The organism is Aeromonas sp. (genome assembly GCF_050252055.1).
In the GTDB taxonomy this organism is placed as follows: domain Bacteria; phylum Pseudomonadota; class Gammaproteobacteria; order Enterobacterales; family Aeromonadaceae; genus Aeromonas; species Aeromonas caviae.
Genome location: NZ_JBFWLQ010000006.1, coordinates 260,889 through 278,009, shown reverse-complemented (window position 1 = coordinate 278,009; position 17,121 = coordinate 260,889). Strand labels below are relative to the sequence as shown.

18 protein-coding genes are annotated in these 17,121 nt (G+C 63.6%); 14 read left to right on the top strand and 4 right to left on the bottom strand.

What is annotated here, in order from left to right:
* Positions 1-252 precede the first annotated feature (252 nt).
* The 4 genes from frdA (at position 253) to frdD (ending at position 3,648) form a co-directional block, all read left to right on the top strand.
* Complete coding sequence (gene frdA / locus AB7E19_RS13220) at positions 253-2,037, top strand: fumarate reductase (quinol) flavoprotein subunit (protein ID WP_069652131.1); 1,785 nt, start codon at positions 253-255, stop codon at positions 2,035-2,037.
* Positions 2,030-2,764, top strand: coding sequence for a succinate dehydrogenase/fumarate reductase iron-sulfur subunit (locus AB7E19_RS13215; protein WP_042065016.1), 735 nt, complete (start codon positions 2,030-2,032; stop codon positions 2,762-2,764). The genes frdA and AB7E19_RS13215 overlap by 8 nt, the downstream gene beginning before the upstream one ends.
* A gap of 16 nt (positions 2,765-2,780) precedes the next feature.
* Positions 2,781-3,179 carry a fumarate reductase gene (locus AB7E19_RS13210; protein WP_049636550.1) on the top strand — a complete coding sequence of 133 codons (399 nt, stop codon included), beginning with the start codon at positions 2,781-2,783 and terminating at the stop codon, positions 3,177-3,179.
* Between the two features lie 112 nt (positions 3,180-3,291).
* Positions 3,292-3,648, top strand: coding sequence for a fumarate reductase subunit FrdD (frdD, locus tag AB7E19_RS13205; RefSeq protein WP_010673803.1), 357 nt, complete (start codon positions 3,292-3,294; stop codon positions 3,646-3,648).
* A 109-nt stretch (positions 3,649-3,757) separates the two neighbouring features.
* Here the strand turns inward: frdD and AB7E19_RS13200 are convergent, their stop codons facing one another.
* Positions 3,758-4,456, bottom strand: coding sequence for a DAPG hydrolase family protein (locus AB7E19_RS13200; RefSeq protein WP_322131573.1), 699 nt, complete (start codon positions 4,454-4,456; stop codon positions 3,758-3,760).
* A 93-nt stretch (positions 4,457-4,549) separates the two neighbouring features.
* Between AB7E19_RS13200 and AB7E19_RS13195 the strand changes: the two genes are divergently transcribed.
* Complete coding sequence (locus AB7E19_RS13195) at positions 4,550-5,191, top strand: TetR/AcrR family transcriptional regulator (RefSeq protein ID WP_202042872.1); 642 nt, start codon at positions 4,550-4,552, stop codon at positions 5,189-5,191.
* Positions 5,192-5,201: 10 nt separating this feature from the next.
* On the opposite strand, the gene AB7E19_RS13190 is transcribed toward AB7E19_RS13195, so the two are convergent.
* Together AB7E19_RS13190 and AB7E19_RS13185 are read right to left on the bottom strand one after the other, a co-directional pair.
* Complete coding sequence (locus AB7E19_RS13190; RefSeq protein WP_427935560.1) at positions 5,202-6,422, bottom strand: winged helix-turn-helix domain-containing protein; 1,221 nt, start codon at positions 6,420-6,422, stop codon at positions 5,202-5,204.
* 74 nt (positions 6,423-6,496) lie between these two features.
* On the bottom strand, positions 6,497-7,138 hold the full coding sequence (locus AB7E19_RS13185) for a class I SAM-dependent methyltransferase (RefSeq protein ID WP_221436672.1): 642 nt from the start codon (positions 7,136-7,138) through the stop codon (positions 6,497-6,499).
* A 187-nt stretch (positions 7,139-7,325) separates the two neighbouring features.
* Between AB7E19_RS13185 and AB7E19_RS13180 the strand changes: the two genes are divergently transcribed.
* The 7 genes from AB7E19_RS13180 to AB7E19_RS13150 all read left to right on the top strand — a co-directional run bounded on the left by AB7E19_RS13180 (position 7,326) and on the right by AB7E19_RS13150 (position 13,826).
* A complete protein-coding gene (locus tag AB7E19_RS13180) occupies positions 7,326-7,991 on the top strand; it encodes a thermostable hemolysin (RefSeq protein WP_042014526.1) in 666 nt (221 codons plus the stop codon).
* Positions 7,988-9,469 carry an AMP-binding protein gene (locus AB7E19_RS13175; RefSeq protein ID WP_427935557.1) on the top strand — a complete coding sequence of 494 codons (1,482 nt, stop codon included), beginning with the start codon at positions 7,988-7,990 and terminating at the stop codon, positions 9,467-9,469. The genes AB7E19_RS13180 and AB7E19_RS13175 overlap by 4 nt, the downstream gene beginning before the upstream one ends.
* Positions 9,466-10,122: a TenA family transcriptional regulator gene (locus tag AB7E19_RS13170; protein WP_042865119.1), complete on the top strand. Its 657-nt coding sequence runs from the start codon at positions 9,466-9,468 to the stop codon at positions 10,120-10,122. The genes AB7E19_RS13175 and AB7E19_RS13170 overlap by 4 nt, the downstream gene beginning before the upstream one ends.
* Positions 10,119-10,967, top strand: coding sequence for an SDR family oxidoreductase (locus AB7E19_RS13165; protein ID WP_427935554.1), 849 nt, complete (start codon positions 10,119-10,121; stop codon positions 10,965-10,967). Before AB7E19_RS13170 ends, AB7E19_RS13165 begins: the two co-directional genes overlap by 4 nt.
* Before the next feature lies 1 nt (position 10,968).
* A complete protein-coding gene (locus tag AB7E19_RS13160) occupies positions 10,969-11,616 on the top strand; it encodes a tetratricopeptide repeat protein (protein ID WP_266109727.1) in 648 nt (215 codons plus the stop codon).
* A gap of 81 nt (positions 11,617-11,697) precedes the next feature.
* Positions 11,698-12,390 (top strand): response regulator, encoded by a 693-nt coding sequence (locus AB7E19_RS13155; RefSeq protein ID WP_041215642.1) that lies wholly within the window; start codon positions 11,698-11,700, stop codon positions 12,388-12,390.
* Complete coding sequence (locus AB7E19_RS13150; RefSeq protein WP_221436666.1) at positions 12,387-13,826, top strand: ATP-binding protein; 1,440 nt, start codon at positions 12,387-12,389, stop codon at positions 13,824-13,826. Before AB7E19_RS13155 ends, AB7E19_RS13150 begins: the two co-directional genes overlap by 4 nt.
* Before the next feature lie 67 nt (positions 13,827-13,893).
* Here the strand turns inward: AB7E19_RS13150 and AB7E19_RS13145 are convergent, their stop codons facing one another.
* Positions 13,894-14,388, bottom strand: a complete 495-nt coding sequence (locus AB7E19_RS13145) for an ATP-dependent zinc protease family protein (RefSeq protein WP_010673791.1) — start codon at positions 14,386-14,388, stop codon at positions 13,894-13,896.
* Between the two features lie 376 nt (positions 14,389-14,764).
* Between AB7E19_RS13145 and AB7E19_RS13140 the strand changes: the two genes are divergently transcribed.
* Entirely contained in the window at positions 14,765-15,808 is a 1,044-nt protein-coding gene (locus tag AB7E19_RS13140) for a GMP reductase (protein ID WP_427935551.1), read from the top strand.
* 95 nt (positions 15,809-15,903) lie between these two features.
* Positions 15,904-17,100 (top strand): elongation factor P maturation arginine rhamnosyltransferase EarP, encoded by a 1,197-nt coding sequence (gene earP, locus AB7E19_RS13135; protein ID WP_319910389.1) that lies wholly within the window; start codon positions 15,904-15,906, stop codon positions 17,098-17,100.
* The last annotated feature ends 21 nt before the right edge of the window (positions 17,101-17,121 follow it).

Genomic DNA, 17,121 nt, shown 5'->3' with positions numbered 1-17,121 from the left:
AGGCATTTCTCATTTTTTTGAAAGAAAACTACGTATAATCTTGGAGTTAAAATCACCAGAGTAGCGAGTACGGCTGATCCAGATCACTGATGGATGGCGATAATGACGGCATTTTCATCCAAGGAATGGGGTGGTTGTAATAAAAATCACCGTTGCCAAGCACTAAAACAAAGCAGTTTGACTTGCATCAAGCCTGAATTTTTTTCATAGAGCAAAATCGTGCCCAGCAAATCTATCCCTAAGGAGGCAGATGTGGATATTATCAAGACCGATGTTGCCATCATCGGTGCCGGTGGCGGTGGCCTGCGTGCCGCAATCGCCATTGCAGAAGCCCACCCGGAGCTGGAGATCGCCCTGATCTCCAAGGTCTATCCGATGCGCAGCCACACAGTGGCCGCCGAAGGTGGCGCCGCAGGCGTCGTCCGTGATGACGACTCCCTGGAAAACCACTTCAACGACACCGTCTCCGGTGGTGACTGGTTGTGTGAGCAGGACGTGGTCGAGTACTTCGTCAACAACGCCACCAACGAGATGATCCAGCTGGAGCACTGGGGTTGCCCCTGGAGCCGCAAACCGGATGGCAAGGCCAACGTGCGCCGTTTCGGCGGGATGAAGATCCCCCGCACCTGGTTCGCCGCCGACAAGTCCGGCTTCCACATCCTGCACACCCTGTTCCAGACCTCCATCAAGTACCCGACCATCAAGCGCTTCGACGAGCACTTCTGTCTGGATCTCATCGTGGAAGATGGCCGCGTCCAGGGTGTCGTCACCTTTGACATCCAGAACGGCATCACCCGCTTCATCCAGGCCAAGTCCGTGGTGCTGGCCACCGGCGGCGCTGGTCGTGTCTATCGCTACAACACCAACGGTGGCATCGTCACCGGTGACGGCATGGCCCTGGCCTACCGCCACGGCGTACCGCTGCGGGACATGGAGTTCGTCCAGTATCACCCGACCGGTCTGCCGGGCACCGGCATCCTGATGACCGAAGGTTGTCGTGGTGAGGGTGGCATCCTGCTCAACAAGGATGGCTATCGCTACCTGCAAGATTACGGTCTGGGCCCGGAAACCCCGGTCGGCCAGCCGAAGAACAAGCACATGGAGCTGGGTCCGCGCGACCGTCTCTCCCAGGCCTTCTGGCAGGAGCAGCAAAAAGGCCGCGTGATCCAGGGCCCGATGGGCGACGTGGTTCACCTCGACCTGCGCCACCTTGGAGAGAAGTACCTGAAAGAGCGTCTGCCCTTCATCTGCGAACTGGCCAAGGCCTATGTGGGTGTGGATCCGGTGAAAGAGCCGATTCCGGTACGTCCGACCGCCCACTACACCATGGGTGGCATAGAAACTGACGGCAAGTGCGCCACTCGTCTGGCCGGTCTCTATGCCGCTGGCGAATGTGCCTCCGTCGGTCTGCACGGCGCCAACCGTCTGGGTTCCAACTCCCTGTCCGAGATCGTGGTCTTCGGCAAGGTGGCCGGTGAGCAGGCAGCCGAGTTTGCCGCCACTCAGCAACACGGCAACACCCAGGCGCTGGTCGCCAAGGCCGAGGCGCTCATCAAGCAGCACCTCTCCCTGCTGGACATCGACGGCACCGAAAACCCGGCGGATATCCGCAACGAACTGGGCATGTCCATGGAAGCCGGTGTCGGTATCTACCGTACCGAAGAGCTGATGCAGGGCACCATCGACAAGATCAACGAGCTGAAAGCCCGTTACAAAAAGATCAAGATCAACGACAAGTCCTCGGTCTTCAACACCGACCTGCTGTACGCCATCGAGCTGGGCTACATGCTGGACGTGGCGGAAGCCATGGCGCACTCCGCAATCAACCGCAAAGAGTCCCGCGGTTCCCACCAGCGTCTGGACGGTTACGAGGAGCGCGATGACGTCAACTTCCTCAAGCACACTCTCTCCTTCTACAACGACGAAGGGGCCCCGACCATCGACTATTCCGATGTGAAGATCACTAAATCCCAACCGGCCAAGCGCGTGTACGGTTCCGAGGGTGAGAAACAAGACGAGGCTAAGAAGAATGGCTGAGATGATCGAAATTGAAATCCTGCGCTACCGTCCCGAGCAGGATAACGAGCCCTGGATGCAGACCTTCCAGGTGCCCTACCTCAAAGAGATGTCCCTGCTGGATGCGCTGCAATACATCAAGGATCATCTGGACTCTACCTTGAGCTTCCGCTGGTCCTGCCGGATGGCGATCTGCGGCTCCTGCGGCATGATGGTCAACGGCATTCCGAAACTCGGTTGCAAGACCTTCCTGCGGGATTACCTGCCGGGCAAGATGACTATCGAACCGCTCAACAACTTCCCCATCGAGCGCGATCTGGTGGTCGACATGTCCGACTTCATCGAGAAGCTGGAGAGCATCAAGCCCTACATCATCCCGTCCGAGCCGCGCAGCCTGTGTGATGGCGAGTACACCCAGACGCCGGCTGACATGGCGAAGTATCACCAGTTCTCCATGTGCATCAACTGCGGTCTGTGCTACGCGGCCTGCCCGCAATATGGCATCAACAAGAAGTTCACCGGTCCGGCAGCACTGGCGCTGGCCTATCGCTACAACGCCGACAACCGCGACAGCGCGTCCAGGGAGCGGATGAAGATCATCAGCCAGGACGAAGGCGTCTGGGGCTGTACCTTCGTGGGCTACTGCTCCGAAGTGTGCCCGAAAGGCGTGGATCCGGCCGCCGCCATCCAGCTTGGCAAGGTCGAGAGCGCCAAGGACTACATGATCGCCATGTTCAAGCCGGATTGAGACCAGGAGTGAGACCATGAACAACACCCAAAGCAAACGTAAGCCTTACGTGCGCGAGATGAAGAAAGACTGGTGGCTGAAGAATGCCTTCTACACCGGTTACATGATCCGCGAAGGCACCAGCATCTTCGTCTCCATCTACGCCGTCGTGCTGATGTGGGGTCTGCTGCGCCTGGTACAGGGTCAGGAGGCATTCAACGGCTGGCTGGAATCCCTGCAGAGCCCCATTGCCATCCTGTTTCACGTCATCGCCCTGGCTGCCTGCCTGTTCCACGCCAAGACCTGGTTCGCCCTGGCCCCGAAAGCCATGCGCATCTTCCGTGGCGAAGACCTGGTGCCGGAGAAGCCGATCGTCATCGCCCAGTATGTGGCGCTGGCGGCGGTATCCCTGCTTGTCCTGATCATCGTGGCCTGAGGAGAAAACCATAAGACGTTCTGACGAACCCGGTTATTGGTGTCTGTTTGGTACCGGGCTCTCACTCAGAAACGTTGGCCACGATCACTCAATCATGATTTGAGGAAAAAATATGAGACGTTCTGACGAGCCAATTTACTGGGGTCTGTTTGGTGCGGGTGGCATGGTGGTTGCCATGCTGCTGCCGGTCATTGTCCTCATCACCGGTCTGCTGGTGCCCATGGGCATCATGGACGTGGAGACCATGAGCTACGAGCGCGTGCTGGCATTCGCCAGCTCCTGGTGGGGTGCCTGCATCCTGCTGGTCATCATCGCCCTGCCCGTCTGGCACGGCATGCACCGCATCTACCACGGCCTGCATGACTTGGGGATCCACACCACCAAGCTGCACCACTATGTGTTCTATGGCTTCGCCTTCCTGGTGTCCGCCATCACCGTCGGCCTGCTGATGGTACTGGTGCTCCAGTAAGCACATCCTGACTGCATGACAAACCGGGCCCAGTGCCCGGTTTTTTTATGACCATCTTCCGCGGTTCATCTCCACCCGGCAGCTGGCCTGCGCGCTCGTTCGGCATCCGTCACCAGAGTCGCGGTGCCGGTTCACGGCCGTTTTCCGCGTAGTAGAGCGACGGCAGAAACTGCGCCAGATAACTGAACTCGCTGTAGCAGTGGCGCATCAGGTTGAAGCCTATCTCGTCCGGCACCTCGTCAAACGGGTTGGCGCAGGCTTTGCCCAGCAGAAAACGACTGCGCAGCACACAGCCATAGGGGGTATCGCGCGCCAGGTGCAGCATCTCGCCATCCAGCGGCGCACCGTTGTCATCCAGCGCCACCTCGTTGCCAAAGCCGATACGGGCGCAGATGGCGGCAGAGAGAGCCTGCGTCTCCCGCGCCTCGTGTAGCGATTGCGGGGCGAACACCTCTTCGGCACCGTGGAACTTGAGGCGAGCTGCCACCGGCGGCAGCTCGGCAAGCCACTCCACCGCCTCTATGCTGGCTCCCACATAGCGCTCCCCTTTTTTCCAGTGATGATCCCAGCCCCGGTGCTCGACATGATCGTGGGGGTGCCACCACCTGATGTGCTGGGTCGTCTCGAAGAAGGTGAACCACCAATCCAGCATGCGCCCCTTGCAACCGTGCAGATCGGTGCGGATGGCGACCGTCAGCAGGCCGTCGGTGCTGCGGGTCAGACCCATTTCCAGGCGAAGGGGTTGCGGACTGAGCAACTCATTGATGTCATTGACGCCCCAAGGGGCAAACAGGGCAGAAGGATGCATGATATGACTCCCATAAATTTAGGAAACGAAGTTCGTTTCTTAAATTACGCTATGCCTGTATGCTGGGTCTGTCAATGCTTTCCAGGAGCCCATATGTCGCACCAGAACGATGAAGAAACACGCTCACGAGGCCGTCCGGTCACCCCGGAAGCCGACCTTCGCGCCGCCCTCGCCGAGGCGACGCTGACCTTGTTGCTCAAGGGGGGCTACGGCGCTGCGACCGTGGATGCGGTGGCCAAAGAGGCGGGGGTTGCCAAGAAGACCCTCTACCGCTTCGCCGCCAATCGCGACGAGCTGGTAGCGCAGGCGGTGCGCAGCTGGACCGATGCCTTTCAACCGGCCTTCGAGCAGGATGCAACCCACCCCGAGGTACTGGGAGAGATGCTGGTGCAGGGCTTGCAAGCCATTGCCAGCCAGGTGCTGAGCGCACCGGCGGTGGGCATGTTCCGACTGCTGCAGCATGAGTTCGCGGGGCGCGATGCCCTGCTGGCGGCCTATCAGGAGAACGGCATTGCCCGCGGCAGAGCGACGCTGGCGGCGTGGCTACAGCGCCAGCAGCAACTGGGCTGGCTGCGCGAGCTGGACACCGCCCAAACCAGCGACCTGCTGCTGGCGATGACCATGGCGGAGCCGCTGCGCCAGATGGCGCTCGGCTTGCTGGCGCCGGGCAGCGACATCCGCGCGCGCATCGCCGCCGCCGTAGCCCTGGTCCTGCCCGGCTTGATGCGAGGGTAGGCGTCCTTCCTCAGCGTGCCACCTCCTGCCATTGAGCCAACAAGGGAGCAGGAACGTTGCCATAACGCAGCAGCGGGGTCTGGTGCCACTCCGCCAGCTTCTGGATGGCCTTGCCCAGATCCTGGGCCAGGCTCTGGGTGATCCTGACCCCTTGCTCCAGATAGAGGCTCTTGACCTCGAACACCCCCTCCTTGCGATGGGCCTTGGCGTCCATCCTGCCCACCAGCTTGCCGCGATGCAGCAACGGCAGCACGAAATAACCGTACTGGCGCTTGGGGGCCGGGGTATAGCACTCGATGCGATAGTCAAAGCCAAACAACTCGCTGGCCCGCTTGCGATCCCACACCAGCGGGTCAAAGGGCGAGAGCACGGCGGTGTGGCTCGCCTTGAGGGTGCCCGCCTGGGCCCGGACCAGCTCATCGGCCAGGGAGGCGTGAACGAAGGCTCCGTGCTGCCACCCCTCCACTCGAACCGGCAACAGCTCCCCCTCATCCGCCATCTGGTGGAGCAGGGCGTCGTATTTCCCCCGTTTAAGGCGATAGTAATCCGCCACCCAGCCGGTCTTGACCAGCCCCAGCGCCCGGCAACTGGCTCGCACCATGTCCCGCCGGGCGAGATCAGGACTCGGCAGATCCCGCTCGTCGTTCCACTCCGGCATGACCCGCTCGGCGAGATCGTAGACCCGCTGGAAATTGCGCCGTTCGCGCACCATCAGCTGACCTGCGGTAAACAGCACCTCCAGATGGCGCTTCTCCGGCTTCCAGTCCCACCAGCCGTTGCCCTTGTCCCCCTTGCGCTCGAAGTCTGCCGCCCGCACCGGGCCATTCTGGCGTATGCGCTCGACTATCTGCGCTATCTCGCCGCCGTGGGTCTTGAGCCACTGGGCGGAGAACTTCCAGCCCATGGCGGCGGGATCCAGCATGCGATGGCGCAGCAGCCGGAAATCTTCCCGGGGGACGAAACAGGCCTCATGGGCCCAATATTCGAAGAGGTCACCATCGGCCAGCAGTTGTTCCAGCCAGCGCGGATCGTAGTGGCCAAGGCGGCTGAACAGCACCAGATAGGGGCTGCGGGCCACAACGGAGATGGTGTCTATCTGCAGCAACGCCATGCCGCGAATGCAGGCAAGCAGGTCGGCGGGGGTTGCTCTGGCGCGGCGCGGGGTCAGCAGCCCCTGGGCCGCCAGTTGCAGGTGGCGGGCGTCTTGCAATGAGAGGTGGGGGATCGACATGGAGATAGGGGCATCCGTTCCTGGGTATCAGGCCACCAGCATGCCCAACTCATGGCCAAATGAAAACGCCCGGCTCAGGGTTTGGTGAACACCGCCACATCCGCATGAGGAAACTCGACCTCTGCCTGCCAGCGGACCGCCAGGGCACGGAACGAGGCCTCGGCGAAGAAGACGATGTGGGTGGGATCGTGGCGATAGCGCCAGGTCTTGAAGCGCTCGTCCCCCAGCACCCGCTGGGTCTGCAACACCAGCACCCCGCCGGGCTTGAGACAGCCCCAGAGCGTGTCCAGCACGGCGCGGGGGGTGGCGATGTGCTCTATCACCTCGGTGCTGGTGATGAAGTCGTATTGCCTTGTCAGGCACTCGGGGTCGTCGGCATAGAACTTGTCGTAGCCCGCCATCTCGAAGCCCGCCTCCCGCCCCATGGCGATGAGGGCAGGCCCGGGGCCGCAGCCAAAATCGAGGCCGCAGGCAGGAGGCGACACCCGGGCCAGCACCTCGCCAAAGGCACGCATCAGAAAGGCCCGGTAGCGGGGATCGTCCACCCGGTTGTCGTGCCCGTCATAGACCGCCTTCTCGGCCCCCTCGTCCAGGTGGTCCGCCTCGTCCATCCAGACCAGCTCGCACGCCAGGCAGCGGTAATAGCCCTTGCCCGCCACCGGCAGGGCATGGTGCCGAGGGGAGAGACACAGGGGACAGTGAACAGGGGATGACATGGCAGCTCCTCGGGTGGCGACAGCGGGGCAGATTGCCTGCCACGCCCGCTGCTGGCAACTGTTTTGTCTGGTGCCCCCATCGACCCCCGTTCACCCCCCGCCAGTTTTTTTCGTCTTTTTTTGCGCCTTAAGGGTTTCTTAAGTTTGCCCTTTTACTCTCATCCCATCGCAAGAGAAGGAGCCAACCATGACCATCGAGATCCAAGCCCCCTACCGGTTGATCCTGGCCGAATCCCCGCAGCAGGTCATGGCGCTGCAAACCTATATCCAGGCCGCCTACACCCTCGAGTTCAACGCCCGCATTCCCCATTTTCTGCCCTGCCTGCTCGGGCTCTACCGGGCAGATGGCGTGCTGGTCGGTGCCTGCGGCCTCAATCAGGCCTGCCATGGCGAGCACGAGCAACCGCTCTATCTGGAGCAATATCTGGAGCAGCCTGTCGAGGCCGCCATCGAGACCCGTCTCGGGGTCCGTCCGGCCCGCCACCGCATCATCGAAGTGGGCAATCTTGCCTGCAGCGAACCGGGTCACGCCCGCCTGATGTTTGCCGCGCTGTGCCGTCTGCTGTGTGACAACGCCCTGGACTACGTGGTGTTCACCGGCACCGCCAAGCTGCGCAACAGCTTTACCCGCCTGCGTCTCAACCCGGTGGAGCTGGCCCCCGCCCAGGCCCATCAGGTGGGAGAGGATGCCAGCGCCTGGGGCGAATACTACCGCTGCCAGCCCAAGGTGATGGCAGGCGACATCAACCAGGGGCGCGAGGTGCTCGCACAGAGCAGCCTGCTGCTCAACCTGCTGGGGCCCATGCCCCGCCTTTTTAACCATGCCGACATCGACAGGAGGTGCGCGCAATGACGCTGTTCGACACCATCGCCCACCATGCCAGCCAGACCCCGCGCCAGCCTGCGCTGCTAGGCAGCCAGGGTGAGCTGGATTACCAGAGCCTGTGGCAGCAGATCCAGCAACTGGCAGGAGTGCTGCAAGGGGCCGGCATCCGCCGCCTGGCCCTGCAACTCGACAACGGCCTGCCCTGGGCGCTGATCGATCTTGCCTCCACCTGGGCCGGCATCGTGGTCATCCCGGTTCCCCACTTCTTCAGTCCGGCGCAGCAGACGTGGCTGCTGGACAGCAGCGGAGCAGACGCCCTGGTCGGCCCGGAGCACCAGGGGTGGCAAGCCGCCTCGCCCCTCGTGCTCATGGCAGGCAGGCCCGATGAGCAGGCCGTGCCCCTGTGGCGCCGCATCCCGGCCCGCCTCCCCGAGCTGCCTGCGGGCACCGCCAAGATCACCTATACCTCGGGCACCACGGGGCAACCCAAGGGCGTCTGCCTGTCGCTGGAACAGATGACGGCGGTCTGCGGATCCCTTGCCCTGCGGGTGGCCCCTGCCCGGGTTGAGAAGCACCTGACCCTGCTGCCCCTCACCACCTTGCTGGAGAACCTGACCGGCTTGTATGTACCGCTGCTGACCGGCGCCTGCAGCCGCATCCCCTCCCTGGGGGAACTCGGCTTCTCGGGCTCCAGCAAGCTGGATCCTGCAGCCCTGGCCCAGGCACTGCTGCGCTGGCCCAGCCACAGCCTGGTGCTGGTACCCGAGTTGCTGCGCCTGCTGCTGGCCCTGTGCCTCAATACCCCTGCCCTGGCGACACAGCTCGGCACCCTGCGCTTCGTCGCCGTGGGCGGCGGCAAGGTCGCCCCCGAACTCATCGCTCACGCCCGTGCGGCGGGGCTGCCGGTCTACGAGGGATACGGTCTCTCCGAATGCGGCTCCGTGGTCGCCCTGAACGGCCCCCACGGGGATCGTCCCGGCAGCGTCGGCCTGCCTCTGCCCCACTGCCAGGTGACGATCGCCGCAGACGGCGAAGTCATGGTCAGCGGCAGCGCCATGTTGGGCTACCTGGGGGAAGAGGGCGAGACGGGCAGCCAGATCGCCACAGGGGATCTGGGTCGGATCGACGAGGAGGGCTATCTCCATATCACGGGGCGCAAGAAGAACGTGCAGATCACCGCCTTTGGCCGCAACTTCTCCCCGGAGTGGGTGGAAGCCCAGGCCCAGCTCTGCCCGGCCATCGCCCGCATCGTCATCTTCGGTGATGGTCAGCCCGCCAACGTGGCCCTTATCCAGCCGCTGCCGGGCAGCCAGTCCCAATTGCCAGAGCAGATTGCCCGGCTCAACCAGCAGTTGCCCGATTACGCCCGCATCCATCACTGGTTGCCGGTCGCCCTGGATCAGCTCCCCGGCCTCCTGACGGCCAACGGGCGCCCCCGTCGCAACGAGATTTATCACCATTTTTCCCGGCAGATCAGCCAATGCCTCACAGGAGAGACCTCATGAGCTTCTACCAGACCCTGCAACAAGCCACCGCCTGCGAGCGCGAACGCCTGTTCAACGCCCCCATCATCGAGGCCTGCCGCCGCGGCGACATCAGCCGTGACACCTACCTCGCCTTCCTGGCACAGGCCTACTACCACGTGCGCCACACGGTGCCGCTCCTGATGGCCACCGGCGGCAAGCTGGGGCAGGAGTACGAATGGGTGCGTGGCGCCATCAGGGAGTACATCGACGAGGAGTACGGCCATCAGGAGTGGATCCTGAACGACATCCGTGCCTGCGGCGGTGATGCCGAGGAGGTGCGCCACGGCCAGCCGGGCCTGCCCATCGAGTTGATGGTGGCCTTCCTCTACGACCAGATCCAGCGCGGCAACCCCATGGGCTTCTTCGGCATGGTGCAGGTGCTGGAAGGCACCAGCGTCGCCATCGCCCTGACCGTCGCCGACCAGCTCAAGAGCGGTCTGGGTCTGCCGCCCCAGGCCATGAGCTACCTGAGCTCACACGGGGCCCTGGACCAGGAGCACCTCAAGTTCTTCGAATCCCTGATGAACCGGGTGGAAGATGCCGCCGATCAGGCCGCCATCATTCACGCCGCCAAGGTGGTCTACCGCCTCTATGGCGACATGCTCTATCAGCTCACGGGATCCTGCCAATGAAGCTTGAAGGCAAACGCATACTGCTGACTGGCGCCAGTGGCGGCATTGGTGAAGCCCTGGCCCATGAACTGGCGGCCCAGGGTGCCCATCTGCTACTGCACGGTCGTCGGGCCAGCGCCCTGGAGCGCCTGCGCCGGGAGCTGCCTCATCCGGATCGCCACCAGACGGTGACGGCCGATCTCGGCTCTCCCCATGAGCGGGCACAGCTGCTGCAACACCCGGCCCTGGACGAGGGGCTGGACGTGCTCATCAACAGTGCGGGCTGCAACCAGTTCGCCTGGCTGGAGGATCAGAGCAGCGAGCAGGTGACACGCCAGTTGCTGCTCAACGTCGAGGCGCCCATCCAGCTCACCCGAGCCCTGCTGCCCCGGCTGCGCAAGCCCGCCATCATCATGAACATCGGCTCCAGCCTCGGGGCCATCGGTTTTGCCGGCTACAGCGTCTATTGCGCCAGCAAGTTCGCCATGCGCGGCTTCAGCGAGTCCCTAGGGCGGGAGCTGGAGGGAACCGGCATCAAGGTGCTGCACTTTGCCCCCCGCGCCACCCGTACCCACCTCAACTCCGAGGCGGCTTATGCCATGAATGCCGAGCTCGGCACCCGGACCGACAGCCCGCAGGACGTGGCCGAGGAGGCCGTCATCGCCCTGTGCAACGAGACACGCCGCCGCTGGCTCGGCTGGCCGGAAAAGCTCTTTGTGCGGCTCAACGGCCTGCTGCCCGCCTTGGTGGACAGGGCCCTGGCCAAACAGCGCCCGATCATCGAGCGCCACGCCCGCCGCACCGCCTCCCCAGCCCCCGATCACAGGAGCGATCCCGCCTGTGCGACAAACGAGAAGGAACATTGAGATGAAGCACGCCACTTTCCGTCCCCGATTTGGTCACGGCCCCCTGTTGCTCGCCCTGGGGGGCCTGCTGGCAAGCGGTCTGGCCCAGGCCGCCGATGCCCTGCCCACCATTCAGCAGGAGTGGGCCCACTGTCAGTACCAGCAGACCGGCAACGCCAAGGAGAGCTGCCTGGAGAGCCTGAGTGCCAAGGCCGATGAGGCGAGCGCCAAGGAGGCATTTCGCACCGATCTGCTGATCTGGTCCGCCATCGTCAAGAGCACCTGGGCGGGGGCCAAGGGCGGCCTCGGCGCCCTGAGCCTGGTGAAGGAGGCCAAGGCCAAGCTCGAGATCGCCATCAAGCAGGATCCCAAGGCGCTGGAAGGCTCGGCGTACACCAGCCTGGGCTCCCTCTACTACCAGGTGCCGGGCTGGCCGGTGGGCTTTGGAGACGACGAGAAGGCGGAGAAGCTGCTCAAGCAGGCGCTGGCCATCAATCCCACCGGCATCGACCCCAACTTCTTCTACGGCGACTTCCTGCTGGATCAGGGTGACAAGGCACAGGCGAAGGTCTATCTGGACAAGGCCCTAGCCGCCCCGGCCCGCCCTGGTCGCGAGGTGGCGGACGAGGGCCGCAGAATGGAAATTCGCGAGCGTCTCGCCAAGCTGTAAACACAAGCAGCACAGTGCGCTATTTCAACTCTGCCCACCAGCTTGCATACTGGTGGGCAGTGTCGTTTGAGGGAGAGAACAATGCGGATCCTGTTGGTGGAAGATGATGTGATGCTGGGAGACGGCATGGTGGATGCCCTGCGCAGCAGCGGCTACACGGTGGACTGGCTCCAGCAGGGGATGCCGGCCCTCTCGGCGCTCAAGAGCGAGGAGTTTGCCGCCCTTGTCCTGGATCTCAACCTGCCGGACATCGACGGCATCAGCCTGCTGCGCAAGTTGCGCCGGGAGGGGCAGACCCTGCCCGTGCTCATCCTGACCGCCCGTGATGCCCTGGACGACCGGGTGCTGGGGCTGGATGCAGGCTCCGACGACTACATGGTCAAACCCTTCGCCCTGCAGGAGCTCAACGCCCGGCTGCGCGCCCTAGTGCGGCGCAGCAAGGGGCAGGCCCAGGCGGTGCTGGAGTACGGGGAGCTGCAGCTCTTCCCCGCGTCACAACAGGTCACCTATCGGGGCGAGCCGGTCAAGCTCACCCCCCATGAGTACAAGCTGTTGCAGGAGCTCATCACCCAGAGCGGCCGGGTATTGAGCCGGGATCAACTGCAACAGAGCCTCTACGGCTGGGACGAGGGGGCAGAGAGCAACGCGGTGGAGGTGCACATTCATCACCTGCGCAAGAAATTCTTCCCCGAGCTCATCCGCAACATTCGCGGCGTCGGTTACATCGTGCCCCAGCTCGACGTCCAGGGCGCAAGAGGAGCCTCAGCCCCATGAGCCGTGTCCGTTCCATCCGCCGTTTCCTGCTCTCCGGCATCCTGGCCCTGGTCAGCCTCAGCCTCGCCATCAGCGGCCTTATCGGCTACCTGCAGGCCAACCACGAAATGGAAGAGCTGTTTGATGCCCGTCTCGCCCAGTCCGCCCGCATCACCAACCAGTTGCTCAGCCGCTATCTCAAGCAGAGCGGCGAGCTGCCGCGCAACGGCACCGTGTACCAGGAGTGGGTGCAGGCCGTCCCCGAGACGCCCCACATCGAGAAGGGCGGCTTCTTCCAGTTCGGCCAGGACAACGAGTTCACCCCCTATGGCCATGAATTCGAACACAACCTCTACTTCCAGTTGCTGAGCGAGCAGGGCGCCGTGCTGCTGCGCTCGCCCAATGCCCCGGCCCAACCGTTGACCACCCTGGAGCGGGGCTTCAACAGCGAGACCAAGGATCACCACGAGTGGCGCACCTTTACCCTCTACAACGAAGGTGAACAGACCTGGCTCATCGTGGCGGAGCGGGATGACGAACGCAGCGAGCTGGCCAGCAAGATGGCCACCCTCACCATGCTGCCCCTCTTCATCACCCTGCCCTTCCTGCTCGGTCTGCTGTGGTGGCTGATCACCCGGGGACTGTCACCGCTGCACCAGCTGGCGCAAGCCATCGGCGAGCGTCATCCTGCCAACCTGAGCCCCCTCAATCTCGCCATCAAGGCCGAGGAACTGACGCCGCTGGTGGGGGAGATCAACCGGCTGATGCACGCCCTCGCTGACACCCTGGATCGGGAGAAACAGTTCACCAACGAGGCCGCCCACGAGCTGCGCACGCCCCTCGCGGTGCTGCGCATCCACAGCGAGAACGCCATGACGGCCGAGGATGATCAGAGCCGGGAGCAGGCCCTGCGCAAGATGCTCCTGGCCCTCGATCGCAGCGACCGGCTTATCCGCCAGTTGCTGACCCAGGCCCGCATCGACAACCAGCAGAGCCCGGCCCTCACCGCCCTTCCCTTGTTCCCCTTGTTGCAGGGCACCCTGGCGACCCTGGCCCCCATCGCCCTGAAAAAGGATCAGCAGCTGTCCCTGGAGGGCGCCGAACAGGTGCAGGTAATGGGACAGGCGATGTTGCTGGAGCTGATGTTCGGCAACCTCATCGACAATGCGCTGCGCTACACCCAGGTGGGCGGCGAGGTCGCCGTGGTGGTGAACCAGGTGGGCAACCGGATCCGGGTGGATGTGCGGGACAACGGCCCCGGCATCCCCACCGCCGCCCTCTCCCGGTTGTGCGAGCGCTTCTTCCGGGTCAATCCCCAGCAGGGGGATGGCGTGGGCCTTGGCATGGCCATCGTTTCGCGCATCGCCCAGCTTCACGGAGCGGATCTCGACATCCACAATCGGCCTGAAGGGGGGCTCGAAGTGAGCGTGCTGCTGCCCGCCTCGCGCCAGGCATGAGGGGTCAGCCTTTGCGCACGCCATGAAAAGCGGGGGCCAGGCCCCCGTTTTTCATGGCTGCACCACCCTAGTCGCAGGTGGGCTGTACCGTGAAGGTCCGGCTCGAATCCACCGGTCCCAGCTCCGCCAGCAGACGGCGCCCCAGCAGCACCGGGTAGATCATCTTGCTGCGATCCCGCAGGGTGAACCACTCCTTGTAGACCTGGTCCCCGACGCAGACGGACATGGTCACCGTCGGGCGCTGCTCCATGCCGCCCGCCCCGCGCACCGTCACGCTGCGCTCCACCGGTCGCTCCACGCTCCGGCGCACCACCTTGTCGGTATTGGCATCGGTCAGCACCAGGTTGAAGCGCACCCAGGGCTTGCCATCCTTCTTGAAATGCTTCAGGTCGCGGGCATCCAGCGACGAAGTGAGGGCACCGGTATCGAGCTTCATCTTGACCGCCACCCCGTAGGGCATCAGCACCCCCTTCTCGATCCAGCCATAGCTGGTCTGGGCCGCCATCGCACTGCCGCACAGCGCCCACATCATGGCCGCCGCCACCATTCTCTTGCCCATCATGCTCTCTCGCCTTGTCAGTCTTGCGCCCAGATGTATCACAGCCAACTGCCGGGTCAACCGGATTCTGGCGCGCAGGGGAGCTGGCTCTGGACGCGGTGCCAACAGGCGACAATCCATGCCGGGCACGGCGCGTGAGTGGGGAATGCAGCAGGAAAACGAGGGGAGAACAGGGTGCTGGATGACGCTGGCGGCCATCCTCAGGTTGTGACGCCAAAGGCTACCACAGCGGTGCGTGAATTATCAGTCTTGTTCTGACGGGATTTTTGCCTACACTGCTGTAAACCGGAGGGCCTGAAAACCACCGGTTTTTTTGCGCCTGCCGAAAAGTTGCCACTGCAAAGTGAGCTCTCACACAAGGCTCAATAAGGAATTCGCAATGCGTATCGAAGAAGACTTGAAGCTCGGTTTCAAGGATGTCCTGTTTCGCCCCAAGCGCTCTACTCTCAAGAGCCGTTCCCAAGTCAGCCTGACCCGCCAGTTCACCTTCAAGCACACCCAGACCCAATGGCAGGGCGTGCCCGTCATCGCCGCCAACATGGATACCGTCGGCAGCTTCGTCATGGCGCGTACCCTGGCCAGCTTCGAGATGATGACGGCGGTGCACAAGCACTACAGCCTTGCGCAGTGGCAAACCTTCGTCAATGAGACCGACCCGGCCCTGCTGGGCCACGTAATGGTCTCCACCGGCACCTCGGAGGAGGACTTCACCAAGACCCGCCAGATCCTCGCGATGTCCAGCGCCCTGCGCTTCATCTGCGTGGACGTGGCCAACGGCTACTCCCAGCACTTCGTCGAGTTTTTGCGCAAAATTCGTGACGCCTGCCCCAACCACGTCATCCTGGCGGGCAACGTGGTGACCGGCGAGATGGTGGAGGAGCTGATCCTCTCCGGCGCCGACATCGTCAAGGTGGGCATAGGCCCGGGCTCGGTCTGCACCACCCGGGTCAAGACCGGGGTCGGCTACCCGCAGCTCTCCGCCATCATCGAGTGTGCCGATGCGGCCCACGGTCTGGGCGGCCAGATCGTCGGCGACGGCGGCTGCACCTGCCCGGGGGATGTGGCCAAGGCGTTCGGCGGCGGCGCCGACTTCGTGATGCTGGGAGGCATGCTGGCCGCTCACGAAGAGTGCGGCGGTGAAATCGTCGAGGTCGATGGCGAGCCCTTCATGAAGTTCTACGGCATGAGCTCGGCCAGCGCCATGGACAAGCACGCCGGCGGTGTCGCCGAGTATCGCGCCTCCGAAGGCAAAACCGTGCTGCTGCCCTACCGCGGTCCGGTGGAGAACACGGTGCGCGACATCCTGGGCGGGGTGCGCTCCACCTGCACCTATGTGGGGGCCAGCCAGCTGAAAGAGCTCACCAAACGCACCACCTTCATCCGGGTGCGCGAGCAGGAGAACAACGTCTACGGCAAGGAGTAACCTGCCACAGACCCCGTCACGCGCTGACGGTTAGAAGCCGACCAACCGGTGTGCTACCCTGCGCACCGGTTTTTTTGCATCTGGGATCCCGCGCCATGACAAGCCCTCTCCCCCCCTTCGACTGGGACATCTTCTGCTGCGTCGTCGACAACTTCGGTGACATCGGCGTCACCTGGCGACTCGCCCGCCAGCTCAAACAGGAAGGCGCGCTCCCGGCGCAGAAGAGTGAGGTGCAGGTGCGGCTCTGGGTGGACGATCTGGCTAGCTTCGCCCGCATCTGCCCGGCGCTCGACCCCGCACAGGACGGTCAGTGGGTCGATGGCATCTATGTCCAGCACTGGCACGAGCGCCTCCCCGCCGACATGACACCGGCCAGGGTGGTCATCGAGGCGTTTGCCTGCGAGCTGCCCGCCCCCTTTATCGAACGCATGGCCGAGCAGACCACGCCCCCCTGCTGGATCAACCTCGAATACCTCTCGGCCGAGAGCTGGGTCGAGGATTGCCATGGCCTCGCCTCGCCCCAGCAGGTCGGCAGCCGGCGCCTCGACAAGTACTTCTTCTTCCCGGGTTTCACCGCCAGAACCGGCGGCCTCTTGTGCGAGCACGGCCTCATCGTCGAGCGCGAGCGCTGGCAACAGGATGAAGCGGGACTGACCGCCTACTGGGCCAGCCTCGGCTTGCCACCCCAACGAGAAGACGAGCTGCGGGTCAGCCTCTTTACCTACGAGAGCGAGGCGCTCAGGAGCCTGGTCGAGGGCTGGCGCCAGAGCGTCACCCCCGTCACCCTGCTGCTGCCGCTGGGGCGCTCCCTCGACGATGTGCTCATCGGCGCAGGGCTGGTAGAGGCCATTCCGACGGCCAAGGCAGGCGCGCTGCTCCAGGCGGGCAACCTCACCGTCAAGCTGCTGCCGATGACCGATCAGAGGGGCTACGATCGCCTGCTGTGGAGCTGCGATCTCAACCTGGTGCGCGGGGAGGACTCCTTCGTGCGGGCCCAGTGGGCAGGGCGCCCCTTCCTCTGGCACATCTACCAGCAGGAAGAGGATGCCCACATGGTCAAGCTGGACGGTTTTCTCGACCACTACCTCTCCCCCTTGCCAGCGCCGGCCGGTCAGTGGCTGCGCCGCTTCAACCATGCCCTCAACCGGGGGGAACACACCGGTGAACTCTGGGCACAATGGCCGCAATACGCGGCCATATGGCAGCAACATGGGCGCACCTGGCCACAGAGGCTGCTGGCGGACGGGGATCTCGTCACGAGGTTGGTGAAATTTTTAGAAAGCCGTATATAATCTGGCAGTTTTTATCCGTCC

Excerpts from the sequence above, each read along its gene's own strand:
- AB7E19_RS13215 (WP_042065016.1), top strand. The coding sequence starts at position 2,030 with ATGGCTGAGATGATCGAAATTGAAATCCTGCGCTACCGTCCCGAGCAG.
- AB7E19_RS13210 (WP_049636550.1), top strand. The coding sequence starts at position 2,781 with ATGAACAACACCCAAAGCAAACGTAAGCCTTACGTGCGCGAGATGAAG.
- frdD (WP_010673803.1), top strand. The coding sequence starts at position 3,292 with ATGAGACGTTCTGACGAGCCAATTTACTGGGGTCTGTTTGGTGCGGGT.
- AB7E19_RS13200 (WP_322131573.1), bottom strand. The coding sequence starts at position 4,456 with ATGCATCCTTCTGCCCTGTTTGCCCCTTGGGGCGTCAATGACATCAAT.
- AB7E19_RS13195 (WP_202042872.1), top strand. The coding sequence starts at position 4,550 with ATGTCGCACCAGAACGATGAAGAAACACGCTCACGAGGCCGTCCGGTC.
- AB7E19_RS13190 (WP_427935560.1), bottom strand. The coding sequence starts at position 6,422 with ATGTCGATCCCCCACCTCTCATTGCAAGACGCCCGCCACCTGCAACTG.
- AB7E19_RS13185 (WP_221436672.1), bottom strand. The coding sequence starts at position 7,138 with ATGTCATCCCCTGTTCACTGTCCCCTGTGTCTCTCCCCTCGGCACCAT.
- AB7E19_RS13180 (WP_042014526.1), top strand. The coding sequence starts at position 7,326 with ATGACCATCGAGATCCAAGCCCCCTACCGGTTGATCCTGGCCGAATCC.
- AB7E19_RS13175 (WP_427935557.1), top strand. The coding sequence starts at position 7,988 with ATGACGCTGTTCGACACCATCGCCCACCATGCCAGCCAGACCCCGCGC.
- AB7E19_RS13170 (WP_042865119.1), top strand. The coding sequence starts at position 9,466 with ATGAGCTTCTACCAGACCCTGCAACAAGCCACCGCCTGCGAGCGCGAA.
- AB7E19_RS13165 (WP_427935554.1), top strand. The coding sequence starts at position 10,119 with ATGAAGCTTGAAGGCAAACGCATACTGCTGACTGGCGCCAGTGGCGGC.
- AB7E19_RS13160 (WP_266109727.1), top strand. The coding sequence starts at position 10,969 with ATGAAGCACGCCACTTTCCGTCCCCGATTTGGTCACGGCCCCCTGTTG.
- AB7E19_RS13155 (WP_041215642.1), top strand. The coding sequence starts at position 11,698 with ATGCGGATCCTGTTGGTGGAAGATGATGTGATGCTGGGAGACGGCATG.
- AB7E19_RS13150 (WP_221436666.1), top strand. The coding sequence starts at position 12,387 with ATGAGCCGTGTCCGTTCCATCCGCCGTTTCCTGCTCTCCGGCATCCTG.
- AB7E19_RS13145 (WP_010673791.1), bottom strand. The coding sequence starts at position 14,388 with ATGATGGGCAAGAGAATGGTGGCGGCGGCCATGATGTGGGCGCTGTGC.
- AB7E19_RS13140 (WP_427935551.1), top strand. The coding sequence starts at position 14,765 with ATGCGTATCGAAGAAGACTTGAAGCTCGGTTTCAAGGATGTCCTGTTT.
- earP (WP_319910389.1), top strand. The coding sequence starts at position 15,904 with ATGACAAGCCCTCTCCCCCCCTTCGACTGGGACATCTTCTGCTGCGTC.